Annotated in this window: 10 protein-coding genes; 3 read left to right on the top strand and 7 right to left on the bottom strand. The window is 70.0% G+C overall.

Going from position 1 to position 16,795, the window contains the following annotated elements; genetic code table 11:
* Positions 1-11: 11 nt before the first annotated feature.
* Entirely contained in the window at positions 12-1,331 is a 1,320-nt protein-coding gene (locus CCR97_RS02195) for a sigma-54-dependent transcriptional regulator (RefSeq protein ID WP_111356951.1), read from the bottom strand.
* 901 nt (positions 1,332-2,232) lie between these two features.
* Between CCR97_RS02195 and pyk the strand changes: the two genes are divergently transcribed.
* Positions 2,233-3,663, top strand: a complete 1,431-nt coding sequence (pyk, locus tag CCR97_RS02190) for a pyruvate kinase (RefSeq protein WP_111356952.1) — start codon at positions 2,233-2,235, stop codon at positions 3,661-3,663.
* A 74-nt stretch (positions 3,664-3,737) separates the two neighbouring features.
* Here pyk and CCR97_RS02185 read toward each other — a convergent pair whose 3' ends face one another.
* Positions 3,738-6,590 (bottom strand): autotransporter outer membrane beta-barrel domain-containing protein, encoded by a 2,853-nt coding sequence (locus tag CCR97_RS02185; RefSeq protein ID WP_146618727.1) that lies wholly within the window; start codon positions 6,588-6,590, stop codon positions 3,738-3,740.
* A gap of 328 nt (positions 6,591-6,918) precedes the next feature.
* Between CCR97_RS02185 and CCR97_RS02180 the strand changes: the two genes are divergently transcribed.
* A complete protein-coding gene (locus tag CCR97_RS02180; RefSeq protein WP_338049048.1) occupies positions 6,919-8,718 on the top strand; it encodes a winged helix-turn-helix domain-containing protein in 1,800 nt (599 codons plus the stop codon).
* A 178-nt stretch (positions 8,719-8,896) separates the two neighbouring features.
* Here the strand turns inward: CCR97_RS02180 and CCR97_RS02175 are convergent, their stop codons facing one another.
* Positions 8,897-9,211 carry a glycosyltransferase family protein gene (locus CCR97_RS02175; protein WP_146618803.1) on the bottom strand — a complete coding sequence of 105 codons (315 nt, stop codon included), beginning with the start codon at positions 9,209-9,211 and terminating at the stop codon, positions 8,897-8,899.
* Positions 9,212-9,341: 130 nt separating this feature from the next.
* Here CCR97_RS02175 and CCR97_RS02170 point away from each other — a divergent pair, with 130 nt between their 5' ends.
* A complete protein-coding gene (locus tag CCR97_RS02170; protein ID WP_170145926.1) occupies positions 9,342-10,865 on the top strand; it encodes a lipopolysaccharide biosynthesis protein in 1,524 nt (507 codons plus the stop codon).
* Here the strand turns inward: CCR97_RS02170 and CCR97_RS02165 are convergent, their stop codons facing one another.
* The 4 genes from CCR97_RS02165 to CCR97_RS02150 form a co-directional block, all read right to left on the bottom strand.
* The gene (locus CCR97_RS02165) at positions 10,866-11,942 is read right to left on the bottom strand and encodes a glycosyltransferase family 2 protein (protein ID WP_170145925.1); all 1,077 of its coding nucleotides are present in this window, start codon (positions 11,940-11,942) and stop codon (positions 10,866-10,868) included.
* 157 nt (positions 11,943-12,099) lie between these two features.
* Entirely contained in the window at positions 12,100-13,614 is a 1,515-nt protein-coding gene (locus tag CCR97_RS02160; protein WP_111358347.1) for a hypothetical protein, read from the bottom strand.
* A gap of 90 nt (positions 13,615-13,704) precedes the next feature.
* On the bottom strand, positions 13,705-15,414 hold the full coding sequence (locus tag CCR97_RS02155) for a glycoside hydrolase family 5 protein (protein ID WP_111358346.1): 1,710 nt from the start codon (positions 15,412-15,414) through the stop codon (positions 13,705-13,707).
* Complete coding sequence (locus CCR97_RS02150; RefSeq protein WP_244670219.1) at positions 15,411-16,586, bottom strand: glycosyltransferase; 1,176 nt, start codon at positions 16,584-16,586, stop codon at positions 15,411-15,413. Before CCR97_RS02150 ends, CCR97_RS02155 begins: the two co-directional genes overlap by 4 nt.
* Positions 16,587-16,795 lie beyond the last annotated feature (209 nt).

Below are 16,795 nucleotides of genomic sequence, written 5' to 3'. Positions count from 1 at the left end.
GCTCGCAGCCGTCAGCTCTGCTCGCCGTCGAGCCCGTGCTTCTTGATCTTGTCGAACAGGGTCGACTTCGCGGTCGACAGGGTCTTGGCGGCGCGCAGCACGTTGCCGTGATGACGGCGCAGCTCTTCGGCGATCAGCGTCTTCTCGAACTGGTCGACGGCCTCGGCGAGCGGCACCGGGCGGTCGTTCGCCGCGGTCGACACCTTGATGCCGAGCACGTGGCGCTCGGCGCAGTTGCGCAGCTCGCGGACATTGCCGGGCCAGCCGTGCCCCATCAGCTCGCGCACCGTCGCCTCCGTCACGGCGGGCGGCTCGCGGCCGTGGCGCAGCGCCGCCTGGGTGACGAAGTGCTCGAACAGGAGCGGCACATCCTCGCGGCGCGCCCGCAGCGGCGGGAGCTCCAGCGTGACGACGTTGAGACGGAAATAGAGATCGTTGCGGAAGCGCCCGGCGGCGCTCTCGGCCGCGAGATCCGCCTTGGTCGCGGCGATGACGCGGAAGTCGACCGCGATCTGCTGATTGGAGCCGAGCCGCTCGATCACGCGCTCCTGCAGCACGCGCAGGAACTTGATCTGCATCGGGATCGGCATGCTCTCGATCTCGTCGAGGAACAGCGTGCCCTGCTGGGCGTGCTCGATCTTGCCGATCCGGCGTTTGACGGCGCCCGAGAAGGCGCCCGCCTCGTGGCCGAAGATCTCGCTGTCGAACAGCGTCTCCGGCAGGCCGCCGCAGTTGAGCGCGACGAACGGTCCGCGCCGGCCGGAGGCGTCGTGCAGGCAGCGGGCGACCAGCTCCTTGCCGGTGCCGGTCTCGCCGAGGATCAGCACGTCCGCCGAGGTCGGGGCGATCTCGGAGACGGTGCGGCGCAGCGCGCCGATCGCGGCGGAGCGGCCGATGATGCGCCCCTCCAGGCTGCCGAGCCCGGCGAGCTGCTTCTTCAGGCCGCGCACCTCGAGCGTGAGGGCGCGCTTCTCCAGCGCGCGCTTCACCACCTCGACCAGATGCTGCGACGTGAACGGCTTCTCGATGAAGTCGTAGGCGCCGTCGCGCATCGCCTGCACGGCGGTGGCGACGTCGGCGTGCCCGGTCACCAGGATGACCGGCAGGGCGGCGTCCTGGGCCAGGAGCTCGCGCATGAAGGAGAGCCCGTCCTGGCCCGGCAGGCGGATGTCGCAGACGACGATGCCGGAGAAGCCCGGCCCGACGAGCCGCTGCGCCTTCTCGGTCGAGTCGACGCCGTGGCTCCTGATGCCCTCCAGCGTCAAGGCCTGGACGCAGCCGAGCCGGACGTCGGCGTCGTCCTCGATGATCAGCACCTGCGGGTCGGACACGACGAGCCTCCTGCCGAAGCGCGCTCACGGGGGAGAGGGGGACGCCTCTTCGGGATCCGAACGCGAGCAAGACGCAGGCAAGCGGCGCGCCGGACGCCGGAGGTTTAGTTCGGAGGAGGGATCATCAACAATATGGCAACCTACTTAGATCGGCTTTCAGTCGTGATGAATCGGACCCGACGTCCGTTCGTCCCCGCGATGGCGGAGCCCCAGGGGTCGCCCGACCTGTGGCTCTGGATTCCTGCTTTCACGGGAACGAGTGGAATGGGGGTCGACGTCAGTGGACGGTGCTGTGGAGAGGCGCCGATCTAGCCGTCTCGGAGGACGATCTGCAGAACGATCGGCACAGCAGCTCGCACTGATCCGCGATGCACATGCCGGATATGCGCCTTGGCGTCGGCGCATCCGCAATCCGGAAGCCGGAGCCCGCGCGTTCTGAAAATGTCGCGAGGGCGGAAGAAATCAGCATCTGGACGTGTGAAGAAGCACATCGGCGACGCATTGCGTCGTTTGGCGGACGCGGATCGGCGATGTCCGGATCGCCGGACGTCGTTTCACTGCATTTTCCGGGAATCCAGTCGCGGAGCGCCCGCCGGTCGTCACACTCGCTTAACGAATGGAAGCTCATTCAATCGGTTGCGGTCGCCTGTGTGCGAGGCTCGCTCTGGCACGCCGCTTGCGACGCGACATCGACGGCGTGGCCCGATGCGTGAGCACGCGACATCGTGAACACGTGATCACGATGTGGTCCGTTCCGCATGCGATGTCGATTGCGGGGCGTTTCGTCCCTGGTTACCAACACCGGCCCGCTCGGCTCCCGCATCGATTCGCGGAGCGGAGCGACCGGACCGGGCGGCACCGGCCGCCCCGTTCCCTCGCGTTTCGAACAGGCAGGTTCATCATGCGCCGTTTTCGTCGAGCCAAGATCGTCGCCACCGTCGGTCCGGCCAGTGCCGCCCCGGAGATGCTGCGCGCCCTGCTGCTCGCCGGCGTCGACACGTTTCGGTTGAATTTCAGCCACGGCACCCACGAGGATCACGCCCGCGTCCACGCCGCGATCCGCGCGCTCGAGCAGGAGATGGGCTGCTCGGTCGGTATCCTTCAGGACCTGCAGGGCCCGAAGATCCGCGTCGGCACCATCGCGGGCGGCGCCATCGTGGTGGAAGCCGGCGATCGCATCCGCTTCGTGCGCACAGGCAGCGACGGCGACGCGATGTCGATCCCCCTGCCCCATCCGGAGATCTTCGCCGCCGTGATGCCCGGCCACGAGCTCCTGATCGACGACGGCCGGGTGCGCGTGAAGGTCACGGGCCTGACCGACGACGTGATCGACGCCGAGGTGCTGCTCGGCGGCACGATCTCCAACCGCAAGGGCGTCAACCTACCCGGCACCATGCTCGACGTCTCGCCGCTGACCGACAAGGACCGCCGCGACCTCGCCTTCGGGCTCGAGCTCGGCGTCGACTGGGTGGCGCTGTCCTTCGTGCAGAAGGCCTCCGACGTGATCGAGGCGCGGCGGCTGGTCGGTGACCGCGCCGGCCTGATCGCAAAGATCGAGAAACCGAGCGCCATCGAGGCGATCGACGACATTCTGCGGCTCTCCGACGGCGTGATGGTGGCGCGCGGCGATCTCGGCGTCGAGATCCCGCACGAGCACGTCCCGGGCCGTCAGAAGGAGCTGGTGCGGGCCTGCCGCCAGGCGGCCAAGCCCGTGATCGTCGCGACCCAGATGCTCGACTCGATGGTCGGCGCCCCGACGCCGACGCGCGCCGAGGCTTCCGACGTCGCCACCGCGATCTACGACGGCGCCGACGCCGTGATGCTCTCCGCCGAGTCGGCGACCGGCAAGTATCCGGTCGAGACGGTCACGATGATGGACCGCATCATCCGTGCCACCGAGGCCCACAAGCTCTATCACTCGATCGTCCAGGCCTCGCAGCCCGGCACCGAGGAGACGGCGCCGCACGCCGTCGCGGCCGCGGCGGCCGATCTCGCCGAGTCGGTCGGCGCGCCCGTCATCGTCGCCTTCACGTCGTCCGGCACCACGGCGAGCCGCATCGCCCGCAAGCGGCCGGCGCTGCCCATCCTGGCGATCACGCCGCATCGGGAGACGGCGCGGCGCCTGTGCCTCCTGTGGGGCGTCCACGGCACGCTCGCCGGCGACGTCGGCTCCTACGAGGAGATGGTCGAGCGCGGCATGGCGGTCGCCGCCGGCGAGGGCTTCGCCCAGCCGTTCGACTTCGTCGTGATCGTCGCCGGCATCCCGTTCGGCCGCGCCGGCACGACCAACAATCTCCGCGTCGTGCAGATCTCCGACCGGCGCGAGTCCTGATCGGGTCCGAGCATCCTGCTCGCGGGGGCGCCCGGCCTCGCGAGCCGGGGCGTCCTCGTGATGCGCCGTCCTGATCACCACGCGTAGCGCAGCGTGCCCTTGCCGGCATAGACGCGGGTGGTGTTCGAGACCTCACCCTCGAACGTGCCGGCGAGCGACACCCCGTTGCGCCAGCGCATCTCGGCGCCGGCCGTGGCGAGGGCCGAGTCGGCGGCCGGCCGCGTCCCGTTCACCGTGAAGGTCGCGCCGGGCAGCATCTGGAAAGCGGCCGTGACCGGCCGGTCGGTGTTCGTGTCGTGCGCCCAGGCGAGGCGGCCGCGCAACGTGAGCAGGCCGTCGCCGAGCAGACCGTGAGCGAGCGGTACGGCGGCGTCGAGCCGGACGCCGAGCTCACTGCGCAGATTGGTCGTCGTCTGCGAGTCGTAAGCGAGCGCGAATTGGCTGCTGCCCGACGCGACGCTCTCCTGATAACCGGGCAGATGGAAGCTCGACACCTGCAGGGCGCCGTAGGGCGCGAGCCCGACCGCGGCGTCCGGCCACGGCGCGATGCGCCAGCCGGTCTCGGCGCGGCCCGACAGCGTGCTCGCCTTGTAGCGCGACGAGAGCTTGTCGAAGCCGGCGACCGAGACGGTGCGCTCGGTCGCGACGTCCTGCCAGCCATAGGCGAGCGCGCCCGACAGATAGAGTGGGCCGGCGGCGTGGCGGCCATAGACGCCGGCCTGGAACACATCGGCGCGGCCGCTGCCGAGCCCGTCCGACACCGAAAAGTCGAAGCCCGCGCCGCCGAGCGCGATGCCGATCCGCGTGTCCGGCGCGACGCGGCGATCGGCGCCGACGACGGTGCCGTAGACCCGGCTGGTGGTGGCGCTCGCGCCGACCATGCCGGAGCTGTCGACGGTGCTGGTGCCGCCGTAGCCGGAGGCCCACACGCCCCAGCGCTCGCCGACGCGATCGAACTGCTGGGACGTTCGCGCGTCGGCCGGGGTCACGGCCGCATAGGCGGCGCGCACGGCGGGATCGCGCAGCACCGCCTCCTCGGGCGCGTAGGCCGTGACGCCGCGCTCCCCGCCCGGGCTGCCGGCGCCACCCGAGACCGGATCGAGCACCATGACGAACTGCTGCATGGCGCCGAGCGACACCTGCGTGCCGGCGGCGCCGGGCTGGCCGGAGATCTGGTTCAGCGCCGTCGAGAGCTGCGGCCCGCTCATGTTGAGGAGCACGTCGAAGCCGGCCGGCGGCGTCGCGCCGCCTTCGACCGCACGGTTGATGGCGCCGGCGACACTGGACTGGTTGCCGCTCGCGCCGGCCGGAAGCTGGAGCGTGTCCGGATCGAGCACCAGATAGGCGTTGGTGGCGTCGTAAGTGAGACGCGAATTGCGCACGTCGGACCCGAAGCTGCCCGTGACGGCGAGCCCGACGAATTGCGTGCCGGCGAAGCCGCCGGCCGCATTGACGATCGTGTAGCTCCGCGGGCGAAAGCTGCCCGGCAGCGCCACCGCCTGCACGGTGGCGCCCGTGAGGGTCGCGACGCCGGTGACATCGGTGCGGTCGGCCGCGCTCGGCGACACCTCGACCCGGTAGATCGAGCCGGCCGCGAAGCTCAGGTCGCCGGCCACCGTGAGGGTGCCGATCGAATGGCCCGGCGCCAGCGTCGCGCCGCCCGCGATTATCGTGGTCGGAACCGTGCCGGTGCCGGCGAGCATCGTGCCGTTGGTCATGGTCAAGCTGCTGGAGGCAGCGATCGAGCCATCCACCACCAGCGCGCCGCCGTTCACGACGGTGGCCCCCGTATAGGTGTTGGTGCCGGCGAGCGTCAGCGTGCCGGTGCCGGTCTTGACCAGCGACGCGCCGCTGCCGCCGCCGATGCCGCCATCGGCGACCACGCCGGTCACGACGGTCGACAGACCGTTGCCGCCGACCGTCAGCTCGACGGCGCCGAGATGGAACGTGCCGCCGCCGGCGATCGAGCCGGCGGTGAGCTTGCCGTCGCCGTTCTGCCCCATCGACCTCGAGAATTCGACAAAGGCGCCGGCGGTGTTGACGATCGCGGCATTGCCGGCCGTGCTGTTGTCGAGGAACGACACGCTGGCATTGTTGACGATGGTGGCGCTGCCGGCCGTGCTGGAGTGCTCGAAAGCGAGGCCGCCGTTGTTGGTGATGGCGGCATTACCGGCCGTGGCGTTGTCGTGGAACGTCACGCTGCCATTGATGGTGATGGTGGCGCTGCCGGCCGTGCTGGAATGATCGAACGAGATGCCGCCATTGTTGATGACGACCGCATTGCCGGCCGTGCTGACGTTCTGGAAATACAGGACATTGTCGTTGGTGATGGTGGCGCTTCCAGCCGTGCTGACGTTGCTGAAGTACACGATGCCCAAGGCGGTGTTCGTGATGCTGGCGTCCCCAGCCGTGCTGTGATCGTGAAAAATAAACAGGCCGCCATCATTGATTATGGTGGCGCTGCCGGCCGTGCTAGTGCTGAAGAATTCCAGATTGCCGCGGTTTGTGATGCTGGCGCCCCCGGCGGTGCTGGTATTGGTGAAATACAGGACGCCGCGGTTGTCGATAGTGGCGCTTCCGCCATTGACGACGATTCCCGCCCCGTCGAAGGCGATCTGAAAGATGTTGACGAAGCTGTAGTTGCTCGCCCCGCCGTTGAACGTCCAGCCGCCGACCGTGGTGTTGCCCGAGAACAACAGGGTGGTGACGGCGGACGTGTCGAAATAGGCCGTGCCGGCCGGCACGCTGCCCGTGCTCCAGTTGGCGCCTAGGGTGTATCTGTCCGAAACCGGATTGGCGAGCCAGGTCGCATCCTGGGCCCGGGCCGGCCCGGTGGCGGGCAGCGTCGTGGCCATGACCAGCGCAGTCGACGCCAGCAGGGTGGCCCGCACGCGCCGCCGCTCGTTCTGTTGTTCGCTCTTGGTCACCGCCGGGCTTCCCCTCGCCATCGCGGGCCCGCCGCCCCGGACCGGGGACAGGGCGAACCTTCGTTCCGGCCTCCGGGAAGGCCCGGCGGCTGGTGCGATGGTGGAAAAGGGCGGCGGCGATGTCCTGAAACGGCGCGGATGCGATTCTGAAATTTCCCTGAAATTTGCGCTTTCAGGGCGCCGTCGTTACCGTCGAGGCACACTCCATCTGGTATCCTGGCGCGGCGTCGGAGAGCAAACGGGCTCCTGCGGTAGAATGATGCTTTGCTTTTGCGGCTGTCGACTGGATCTCGAGCGGGCCGAGCTGCATCGCCCCGACGCCGGGGTCGTGAAGCTACGCCCGAAGACATTCGAGATTCTTCGACTGCTCGTCGAGAATGCCGGCCGGGTCCTGCGCAAGCAGGAGCTGATGGAAGCGGTGTGGCCGAACGTGCATGTCGGCGACGACAATCTCTTCCAATGCATTCGCGAGATCCGCGCGGCGCTCGGCGACGACAAGCGGGAGATCGTCAAGCTCGTCTCCGGCCGCGGCTACCTGTTCACGGCCGAGGTGACGGTCGCACCGGCCGCCCCGGCGCTTCGTCCCGCGGCGCCCGCGCTCGCCGAGCCGACCCTCCCCGAAGTCGCGCCCGCGACGGGAGGCACGCCGACGCCCGACGTCCCCGAGTCCCCCGTCCCGGACGTCGCAACCGAGACCACGCCCCCTCCCCCATCACCCGAGCCGCGGCAGCCGGCGCAGCCGGCGGCCGAGCTCCTGTCCGGGCGAGCCGACACGCCGCCTGCCGAGATCCGCCTGCGCCGGCCTGCGGCCGTCGCCACCGGGGTCGCGGTCGGCGCCGTCGTCGCGCTCGCGGCGGCCGCGCAAGTCGTCCCGCAGGTGATCCGACCCGACCTCGTGTTCCGGCGGGCGCCGCCGACCGTCGCCGTGACGGCGATCGTCGACGCAAGCGGCGATCCGCGCGGCGCCGGCGTCGCGGCCGACGTCTCGGCGCGGCTGACCGACGGCTTCGCCCGCATCGACACCATCCGGGTGGTGGCGCCACGCGTCGCCGAGAGCACGCCCCGCGCCGAGCCGGCCGCCCTCTCCCGCGCGTCGTCGGAGTACGAGCTGCGCGGCGAGCTGCAGCGCGCCGAGCGCACGTGGGTCCTGCGCGCCCGCATGATCCGCACCGCGACCGGCGAGGTCCAGGCGGTCGCGACCGTTTCGGTCGACGCCGACACGCAAGACCCGCAACTCCAGCCGTCGCGGCTCGCCGCCGGCGTCGGCCACCCGCTGGCGCGCCGGCTCAACGAGACGCTGGAGACCGGCGGAGCGACGGCCACGACCACCACCACGGTCGCGAGCGCCGGGCGCACCAAGGTCGTCATCGAGCAGGCCACCGCGGCGATCAACCAGACCTCGCGCGAGCGCTTCGGCATGGCGCAGACCATGCTGAAGGACGCGCTCGCCGCCGAGCCGGACAATGTCGACCTCGCCGTCGCGCTCGCCGCGCTGCAGATGCGTGGCATCCAGATGGTCTGGTACACGCCGGACGAGGCCGCGGCCGCCGAGGCGCAGGCCGGCGCGGCGCTCGCGCGCGCCCTCGCGGCCAAGCCGAACTCGATCGCGGTGCTCGAGACGCAGTGCCGCTTCCTCAGCGCCACCAATCGTTTCGTCGAGAGCCTGGTGAGCTGCGCGCGGGCCGCGAGCCTCGATCCGTGGAACGGCCTCGCGCTCTATCTGATCGGTCTCGGCCAGCTCCATCTCGGCCGCTTCGAGGATGCGCTCGCGACCTTCCGGCAGGCCGACCAGTTCGACACCCCGGCAGTGTCGCGCTGGACCTGGCGGCTCGGCGCCGGCTGGGCGGAGCTGATGCTCGGCCGGGCCGACGACGCCGTGCCGTGGATCGAGCAGTCGATCGCCATCACGCCCGGAAGCGGGCGCTCGCACATGCTGCTCGCGGCGGCCTTGCAGCAGACCGGCCGCACCGATGCGGCGCGCACGGCCATGCAGGAAGGCCTACGGCTGCGGCCGGGCACGACATCGAAGACCGTCGCGCCGCCCATCCGCAGCGCCAGCCCGCTGTTCGTCGAAGAATCGGCTCGGCTGATCGCCCTGATGGTCGCCGCGGGCCTGCCCGAGGAGTGACCCGGCCGAAGGCGACGGCCGACCGAACGTCAGTCGGCGAGGGCTTCTCGGACGCGCTACGCCGCGAGCTCCAGGGCTTCGGTATCCGCGTGATCACCATCGCGCCGTCGATGGTGTGCACGCCGATCTGGAACGCGATCGCGGGCAAGCGCGGGACGTGCGCCGGAACGCACGGGCGTCACTCGGTGAATGCGGACAGATAAGAGACGACGCTTCGGAGTTTGGTGGATCTCGGCCAGGTCGCGTCCCAGGAGCCCTTGTCGAGCTGCGCGTCGACGGCTGCGAGCCACGCCACGCTCGGAGGAACGAGCGTCGCTTCGACCGCGGCCGCCCTCTCTTCGGCCGTCGCAGCGATATCCACGAGACCGAGCTCGCCATAAGGCCAGATCACGTCGGTGATCGGCGTCGAGACGACTGGAAGCCCGGCGACCAGGAACTCGGGTGTCTTGGCCGGACTGATGAAGCGGGTCGACTCGTCGAGAGCGAACGGCATGAACCCGCAGCGCCGTGACTGGTTGACTCGTCGGCGGATCCGGTATCGCCTGCCGGCTCCACGGCATCGCGCCGGACGGAACCTGTCGCATGATGAAGGACATCGGCGTGTCGCACGATCGGACGGGTTCATGACCGGACGCTTGGTCCGCAACACGATGGCCAGTGCGACGGCCGGTCTGTCCGTCATGTTCGGTGGCTTCCTGAGCACCGTGCTGGTCGCGCGCATGCTCGGCGTCGAGGCCGCCGGCATCGTCGCCTTCGCGACCTGGGTCGTGACCGTGAGCATCGTCGTGGCGGATCTCGGGACCCCGGGCACGCTGTCCCGTTATCTCCCCGAGCTGCTGGCCCGGGGCGACCAGGCCCAAGCGGCCGGCGTGACGCGGCATCTGTTCCGCTGGCCGGGACTCATCGCGACGCTTCTGCTGATCGGATTCGTCGGTTACGGAACCGCGATCGGCGTCGGCAGCGGCGCCGTCGAGAGCGGCAGCGCGCGTATCAGGACGGACGTCGTCTTCTGGATCCTGGTCGGCGTCGCCTGCGTGGTCCAGACCGCCGCGAACTACGTCAACGGCTATCTGCGCGGAGCGCAAGGCTTCGCCAGGATGGCGCGCCTGGCGCTCCTGTCGGCCGTGCTTCAGGTCGTCGCCACGGCGCTGGGCGGATGGTTCTTCGGAGCGAACGGAGCCCTGGCCGGGGCGATCGCGATCGGGCTCCTGCCGTCGCTTCTGCTGCCCGGCATTCTGTCCCGGCGCGGGACCCTGTCGCCCGAGCTGAGGCGCAGGGTCGACAGATTCACGTTCGAGACCTGGCTCGGCTATGTCGGAACCGCTTTCGCATGGTCGCGAATGGAAATCTTTTTTCTCGAGCGAAGCTGGGGTGCCGAATCCGTGGCGCTCTTCTCCGTGAGCCTGACGCTCGCCAACCTCGCGACCCAGGGACCGTTGCTGCTGACCGGCGGTCTGCTGCCCTATCTGTCCGAGCAGTCCGGCGTCAACGCCGGGGAGAAGATTCGCGACGCCTATGCGATCGGGACCCGGCTCATCGCCTTCCTGGTCCTGCCGGCCTGCTTCGGGGCGGCGGCGATCGCGCCCGTTCTGGTGCCGGCGATTTACGGCAACGCTTTCGCCGGCGCGGTCCCGACGGCCGTCCTGCTCGTCGCCGGCGCGGGCTTCAGCGCCGCCTCCTCGGTCGGCGTGACCTACCTGCTCGCGATGGAGCGAACGCGTTTCGTGTTCCTGACCGGTGGAATTTCCGCGATCCTGGTCGTCGTGGTCGGGTTCACGGTTGTTCCGGCCTTCGGCCTGCTTGGTGCCGCGGTGGCCCGCGTCGCCATCCAGATCGCCGTGGTGATCGCGCGCGTCTGGTACATCCACCGAAGCCTGAAGACCCCGACGCCGTACGCCTCCCTCGCCCGAATCCTGCTCGCGGCGAGTGTGTGCGCGCTGGCGGCGTGGTCGTGCACGCGACTGATCGACGGCGTCGCGGCGCTGGCCGTGGCGATACCGGTCGGTGCGCTCGCCTACGGCGTCGCCGTTCGGATTTTTCATGCACTTCCCCGATCTGATTACGAGCGACTGGAAAGAGCGTTCGGCGTCCTGCCCTCGGCGATCCGAATTCCGGCCGTCACGGTCCTACGACTTCTTTGCTCGTGATCACGTCCGCTCCGGCGTGATCACGTCCGCTCCGGGCACCAGCACGCGGCGCGCCCGGCGCGGCCACGGATTTCGCCGGATCGCGAGGGCCCGGTCCTTGATGCCGCGCGGCGCCAGCATCGCGATCGCGAGCCACGCCAGCTTCTTGGCCGTGAAGCGCCCGAGCCCGTGCTCGCGCAGCAGCCGCCACCCGTAGTTCAGGGCGACGGCGGGCCCGACCGCAAGACCGCGCGCCACCTGCTCGAGCGTGAGATGGTCCCAGTGGAAGAAGAAGACCGCGGCCGCGGGAGCCGGCGCCACGCCCGGGTGGTGCTCGCCGAGCAGAGCGTTCAGATGCGCCAGCCGGCTCTCGAAGCGCCGCCGGTCGCGGCCGATGCGGTCCGGATCGAGCGGCTTCGCATGGGCCGACGTGGAATGCTCGTGCACGCGATAGAACGCCAGCGGACGCGAGAGGCTGACCACGCGGCCGGCAAACGGGGCATAGAGCAGCGTCACGCCGTCTATCGCGGCTTCGTAGTCGACGTCGTCGATCACGGCGAAGAGGTCGCGGCGGAAGATGTTTCCCGACGTCGGCGGCGACGCCGGCATGCCGTAGCGGCGAATCTGCTCGCGCTGGGTGGTCTCGTCGTCGCGGCCGTCGATGTCGGGATAAGCCGGCGCGAACGGGGCGCCGTCGTCTCCGACGGGCACCAGCCGGAACTGGACCTTCGCCGGAGCCTCGGCGAGGCGACGCGCGACGGTCTCCAGGAGATCCGGTGCGGCGAAGTCGTCCGCATCGAGAATGTAGACGTACCGGCCCCTGGCATGGGCGATCCCGGCGAGGCAGGCACGCGCCTGATTCAGCCGATTCGTCCGGATCAAGGTGAGGCCGGTCCGGATCGACTCGAGATACTCGATCGAGCCGTCGTCCGACCCGTCGTCGACGACGATCAGCTCGAAGTCGCGAAAGGTCTGACCCTGGATGCTGGCGATCGCGACAGGAAGGTACCGGAGATAGTTGTAGTTGTTCACGATGACGCTGAACAGCGGCGCGCATGCCGCTCCATCGTCGGGCCGCGCGGGAGCCGCCGGGCTCACGGAGCAGTCCCAGTTTAGGGTTGGCATCGGTGACGCGGCGGCGTCCTCGCCTCCGTCGTGAGGGTCGTCGCCCGGTCCGGACCGCGGCCCGGTCTGGTTCGCTTCCTGCCGGCCGGCACGATGATTCTGACGCGACGCCATATCGGGTCCTCGGCGGTCACAGGGGAACGATACGGAGCCGGGCGAAGAAGCCTCGGATTCGACGATGCGCATAGACCGCCAGCCATGCCAGCACCGCCAACGCCTGGAGGCTCACGAACGCAGCCAGGTCGATGGATGCGGCCGTGCCGGCCAGGACGACGAAGAACAGGAGAGCGAGAAACCGCTGGTCTTCCGCCATTCGCCTGCCGGTGTCGCGGTACACGAGGTACTTGATCCAGCGCGCCAGCACGAGCGAGAGCAGCGCCGCGAGCCCGACCACGTTGGTCGCGAGGAGGACGCCGTAGCCGACCGTGCGCAGCAGTTGCAGGACGACGTAGAAGATCCCGCGGCTCGTCACGTCCAGCCTGTTGTAGATCGCGAAGACCAGCCGGGTGAGGACCAGATAGACGGCCCAGACGCCGAGCACGCCGGCGAGCAGCACCGCGACCGGCCCGTCTCCGAACGGCAGCCGCACCGCCTCCGCGTTGAAGGTGACGAGGAGCCCGGCGCCGAGCACGGCGAACGCGGCCGCGGCGGTCCAGGCCCATGCCGGTCGGAAGTGCCGCGCGCTGGCCGCGCCGGCGCCGCCCCAGAGCTGAGGCGTCGCCTCGTGCGAGGCAGCCCGGGTGTCGTTCTCGACGTAACCGATCTCGTAGATGCACCACAGCGAGAGATGCAGCGCCAGGAGCGCCGCCGCACCCGCGATCGGGGCGGGCATGATCCAGGCGAAGGACAGCCACAGAAGCACGACGTCCTCCAGGAGAACGCCGTACAGCATGTAGTTCTCGCCCGGACGCTTGCCCTGCTGGGTGTAGCGGAACGGCACATAGGCTTCCGCGAAGGCGGGCCGATACTCGGCCGCCGGCCAGCGGATCAGGAGCGGTGTCGCGCATCCTCCCAGGAGGTCCGCGTCGGCATCGCTGTCCGTGATCACGATCGCGCCGCAGACGAGGTCGCGCCCGTGCCGGCGCGCGATGGAGGCGCACTTGCCGAGACGGCGGATCTCGTATCCGGACAGGAGCGTGCCCGAGGCGACGAGGTCCGCCTGTGGAGCGAGGTGCCGGAGCAGCGGCGCGACGATGGCGTGCGTCCCGAGCGTCGCGACACGGAACGAGGTCCGCCCGCTGTCGTGCAGCGCCTTTAGGAGGTCGCCGTTCCGCCAGCGCTCGGCGAGCGCCGGCGCTCGGCTCCGCCAGAGCAGGAGGCTCCACGGCAGAAGGATCGAGCAGACGAGGATCCGCAGCCAGTCGCGATAGAGGTGTTGCCGGGACGCACCGCCGATCAGGCGCCACGGCCGCAGGACGTCCAGGCCCGCGAGGATCAGATAGGCGAGTGGCCGGGGACGCAGGCTGCGCAGATACTCCTCGGTCGAGTTCCTGAGCCAGAGCGTCTCGTCGAAATCGACGATGACCTCGGTGGCTGGATCCGCCGCGGCGAGCGCTCGACGAACGCGCTCGCCCGGATCGGGGTCGACCGGAGCGGGGGCGACCGGAGCGAGCAGCACGCGGGCGCTCGTATGGGCATGCGACATCGAGGTCGTCCTGTTTCGAGGCGTTCCGAACACGACAGTCCCGGACCGGAAGCAGCGAGCGATCCGGCCGACCCGGACTCGATCGACGTGTCACGCGACGAGGGCGGCCAGATCGGCCTTTTCGGTGAAGCGCGGGAATCCGACGATGCGAACGAGGTAGCCGCCGGACGACGCCTGCGCCCCCAGCGCGAAGACGATCCGCGCCGCGTCCGGCATCTCCGCCCGGCCCTCGACCGCCGCTTGCCCGGTCACTCCGAGACCGACGCGTCCCTGAGCCCGATCGATCGTCAGCGCGACCCGGCGCTTGAAGCGCCATTGCGCGAGCGGCAGTGCCGCGGTCCGCAGCAACTCGCCGGCGAGAAGCTCGACGGCCCCGCCCGCCGTACGGCGCAAGAGCGGCTCCGTTCCGGCCCTCATGAGATCGAGGGGTGACGCCGTCGGCGGCAGCTCGCGCGTCTCGACGAGGAGCGTGACGCGTTCGCCGCCCAGGAGGCCGCGTAGCGCGTCACCGGGAATCGCGGACAGGGGGTCACCGGCGGGTGTGCCGAACCGGACACCCTTGCGGTCCCGCAAGTCCGACACGGAGCGCGGTCCGGAACCGCCGGGGCCGGCGTCGAGGGCGAGCGCCGCCTCGAGGCTCGGCACGCCGAAGATGCGGTCGCGGGCGAGGTCGAGATCGACTGCGGCGCCATCGGTCACCCATGCGTCCGCCGCGTGCGGCCGGGCGTAGCGCGCCAGGATCGCGGTCTGCTCGCGTATCCGCCCGTCCTTCCACGGCTCAAGGTTGAACATCTCGGCCTCGGGCCAGCGTGGACCTCCCGCCCAGGCGGCCCAGCCGAGCCAGATGTCGGGGTTCGCGCTCATCTCCTGGCAGAGATCGTGCAGGGCGTTGTAGCCGGCCGGATTCCGCCCGCCGTTGAACTCGCCGAGATAGGCCTTGAAGCCGTGGGTGCGGGCCCAAGCCTGGAACGCCTCGATGCGCTCCGACCCGATCGTGCCGGACACCGCGTCGGGGCGTGTGCCGGACGAATCCGCGTCGAAATATTGATGGACGTCGAAGGCGAACCGGTTCAGCGGGTCGATCACGCCGCCCATGACCGTGTTGTTCGCCGAGATCCAGGAATGGGCGCCCGTGTAGGCGACGCCCGGCACGAGAATGCTGTTCTCGGCTCCGGTCCCGCGGATGGCGCCGATCGCCGCGTTGGCGATGCCGAGCCACGCGTCGCTGGGCAGCCCGACCGGCTCGTTCATCAGGCCGAACAGAACCCGCTTGTCGGCGGCGAACAGCCGCGCGAGCCGCGACCAGAAGTCCGAGAAGGCGTCGATCGACACGGGGCCGCTGCCGATCAGGTGCTCCTTCGACCAGCCGTCCTCGGCGATCCGACGCTTGGCATAATTGTGGGGATCGAGCACGACCTCCAGCCCGCGGCCCGTCGCATGACGAACGATGCCGGTCAGCAGGCGCTCCTCGGCCGGCGCGAACGGCTCTCCGAGCCGCGGCTGCAGCCGCTCCCATTTGAACGGAAGCCGGATCAGGCCGAAGCCGAGATCGCCGTAGTAGTCGACCTCGCGCGGGCGGGGATACAGATAGTCGGTGCCGTGAACGCCGGGGATGGTGCCGAAGTCCGCGCCGGCCAGATTGACTCCACCCTTCGGCGACGCCTGGTCCGCGCTCCGCGCCGCGGCGTGCGACGGGCCTGCCGTCGTGGGTCCCCCGACCGCCGCCGCCGCTCCGGCAGCCGCGGTCGCGAGAAGGACGGTGCGCCGGGTCGGACGCGCTGCGAGGGTGCCTCGCCTCATCGGGCCGGCTCCTGCTGCACACCGGAGCCCGCCGCGATGGCGGACAGGAACGCGACGACGTTCCTGCGGTCCGCCTCGGCCTGGCGGTTCCAGCGATCGAGATTCGCGGCGGCGGCGCGCGCGGCGCTCGAGCGCCAGTCCGGCGCGTCGAACAGGCGCGCGATCGTGCGAGCGGCGTCGTCGGGCCGGGCCGGATCAACGAAGGTTCCGGAGCCTCCCAGCACCTCGCGGAAGATCGGCTGGTCGGGCACGACGACGGGAAGCCCGGCATACTGCATCTCCAGCAGCGGCAGGCCGAGGCCCTCGTCGTGAGCGGTCGACAGGAACAGGTCGAACCGGCCGATCGCGGCGCGGGCTTCGTCGTCGTCGAGGAAGCCGTGCAGGACGACACCCGGCATCCGCCCGAGCTCGGTGGCGTCTTTCCCCCATCCCGGACGCCCGATGATGTGCAGCTCGACCGGAACGTCGAGCCGGCGGCGCAGGTCCTCGCACACGCGGGCGGCCGCGAGAAAGTTCTTTCGCGGCTCGATCGTGCCGAGAGCGCCGACGATCAGCGGCCTCGTCCGTCCGAGCGGACCCTCGGAGCCCTGCTCCTTCGTGCGGGGCGTGACCCCGAAGACGTTCCCGACCACCGGACGATACAGGCGCACCTCGGCATCCGGGCGCACCCAGGCCAGCAGCTCCCGCAGGGTCGTCTCCGAGTTGACGAGGAAGTAGCGGAGCGCCCCGATGGCGAGCCTGAACGGCGGCGCCATGTAGAGCTTGGCGCCGCGATTGAGATCCTGCGAGCGCGTGATCAGGAAGAGATCGTGGACGTAGAAGACGGTGCGCTCACGGAGGAAGACGAAGGCGGGCGACGGCGGGTACCCCGGAAACACCCAGACGGTGTCGCGGGAGAGCATGGCCCGGGTCGGATTGGCGAGCATCTGCTGGACGATCATCGACGACCGGCTGGCGCATTCGCGGCTGGACTCGAGCGCGATCGGATGCAGGGCGGGCGGCGAGAAGAGCTGGTCCGTGATCCGCTCGATGCCGGAGGCGCGCCGGCCCATATGGGTTCGATCCACCACGAATCGCGTGCATCGCTCCGCCGCCGGTCGATGGGCCTCCTCGCGCATGCTCTTGCGCCTCGCGCTGCCGGTGCGGAACGTGGCGCGGTGAAAGCTGTTCATGCGGTCCCGACCCTCGAGGTTGTTTTTGACGTGTGGCCCGACGCCGGACACCGGCGAGAGTCGGATGGTCGTCGTTCAGATGGTCTGGTTGTAGGCCCCGACCTCCGGGTGGGTGCGCAGCACGCCGTCGATCGCGACGAACATGTCGCGCATCCGCGCCTCGGACACCGGGCTCTCCACCACCACGACCAGCTCGGGCTTGTTGGAGG

Origin of the sequence: Rhodoplanes elegans (assembly GCF_016653355.1) — a bacterium.
GTDB classification, from domain to species: domain Bacteria; phylum Pseudomonadota; class Alphaproteobacteria; order Rhizobiales; family Xanthobacteraceae; genus Rhodoplanes; species Rhodoplanes elegans.
The sequence above is the reverse complement of the archived record's forward strand: the minus strand, read 5'-3'. Positions and strand labels throughout refer to the sequence as shown.

Excerpts from the sequence above, each read along its gene's own strand:
- pyk (WP_111356952.1), top strand. The coding sequence starts at position 2,233 with ATGCGCCGTTTTCGTCGAGCCAAGATCGTCGCCACCGTCGGTCCGGCC.
- CCR97_RS02175 (WP_146618803.1), bottom strand. The coding sequence starts at position 9,211 with ATGCCGTTCGCTCTCGACGAGTCGACCCGCTTCATCAGTCCGGCCAAG.
- CCR97_RS02170 (WP_170145926.1), top strand. The coding sequence starts at position 9,342 with ATGACCGGACGCTTGGTCCGCAACACGATGGCCAGTGCGACGGCCGGT.
- CCR97_RS02160 (WP_111358347.1), bottom strand. The coding sequence starts at position 13,614 with ATGTCGCATGCCCATACGAGCGCCCGCGTGCTGCTCGCTCCGGTCGCC.
- CCR97_RS02155 (WP_111358346.1), bottom strand. The coding sequence starts at position 15,414 with ATGAGGCGAGGCACCCTCGCAGCGCGTCCGACCCGGCGCACCGTCCTT.
- CCR97_RS02150 (WP_244670219.1), bottom strand. The coding sequence starts at position 16,586 with ATGAACAGCTTTCACCGCGCCACGTTCCGCACCGGCAGCGCGAGGCGC.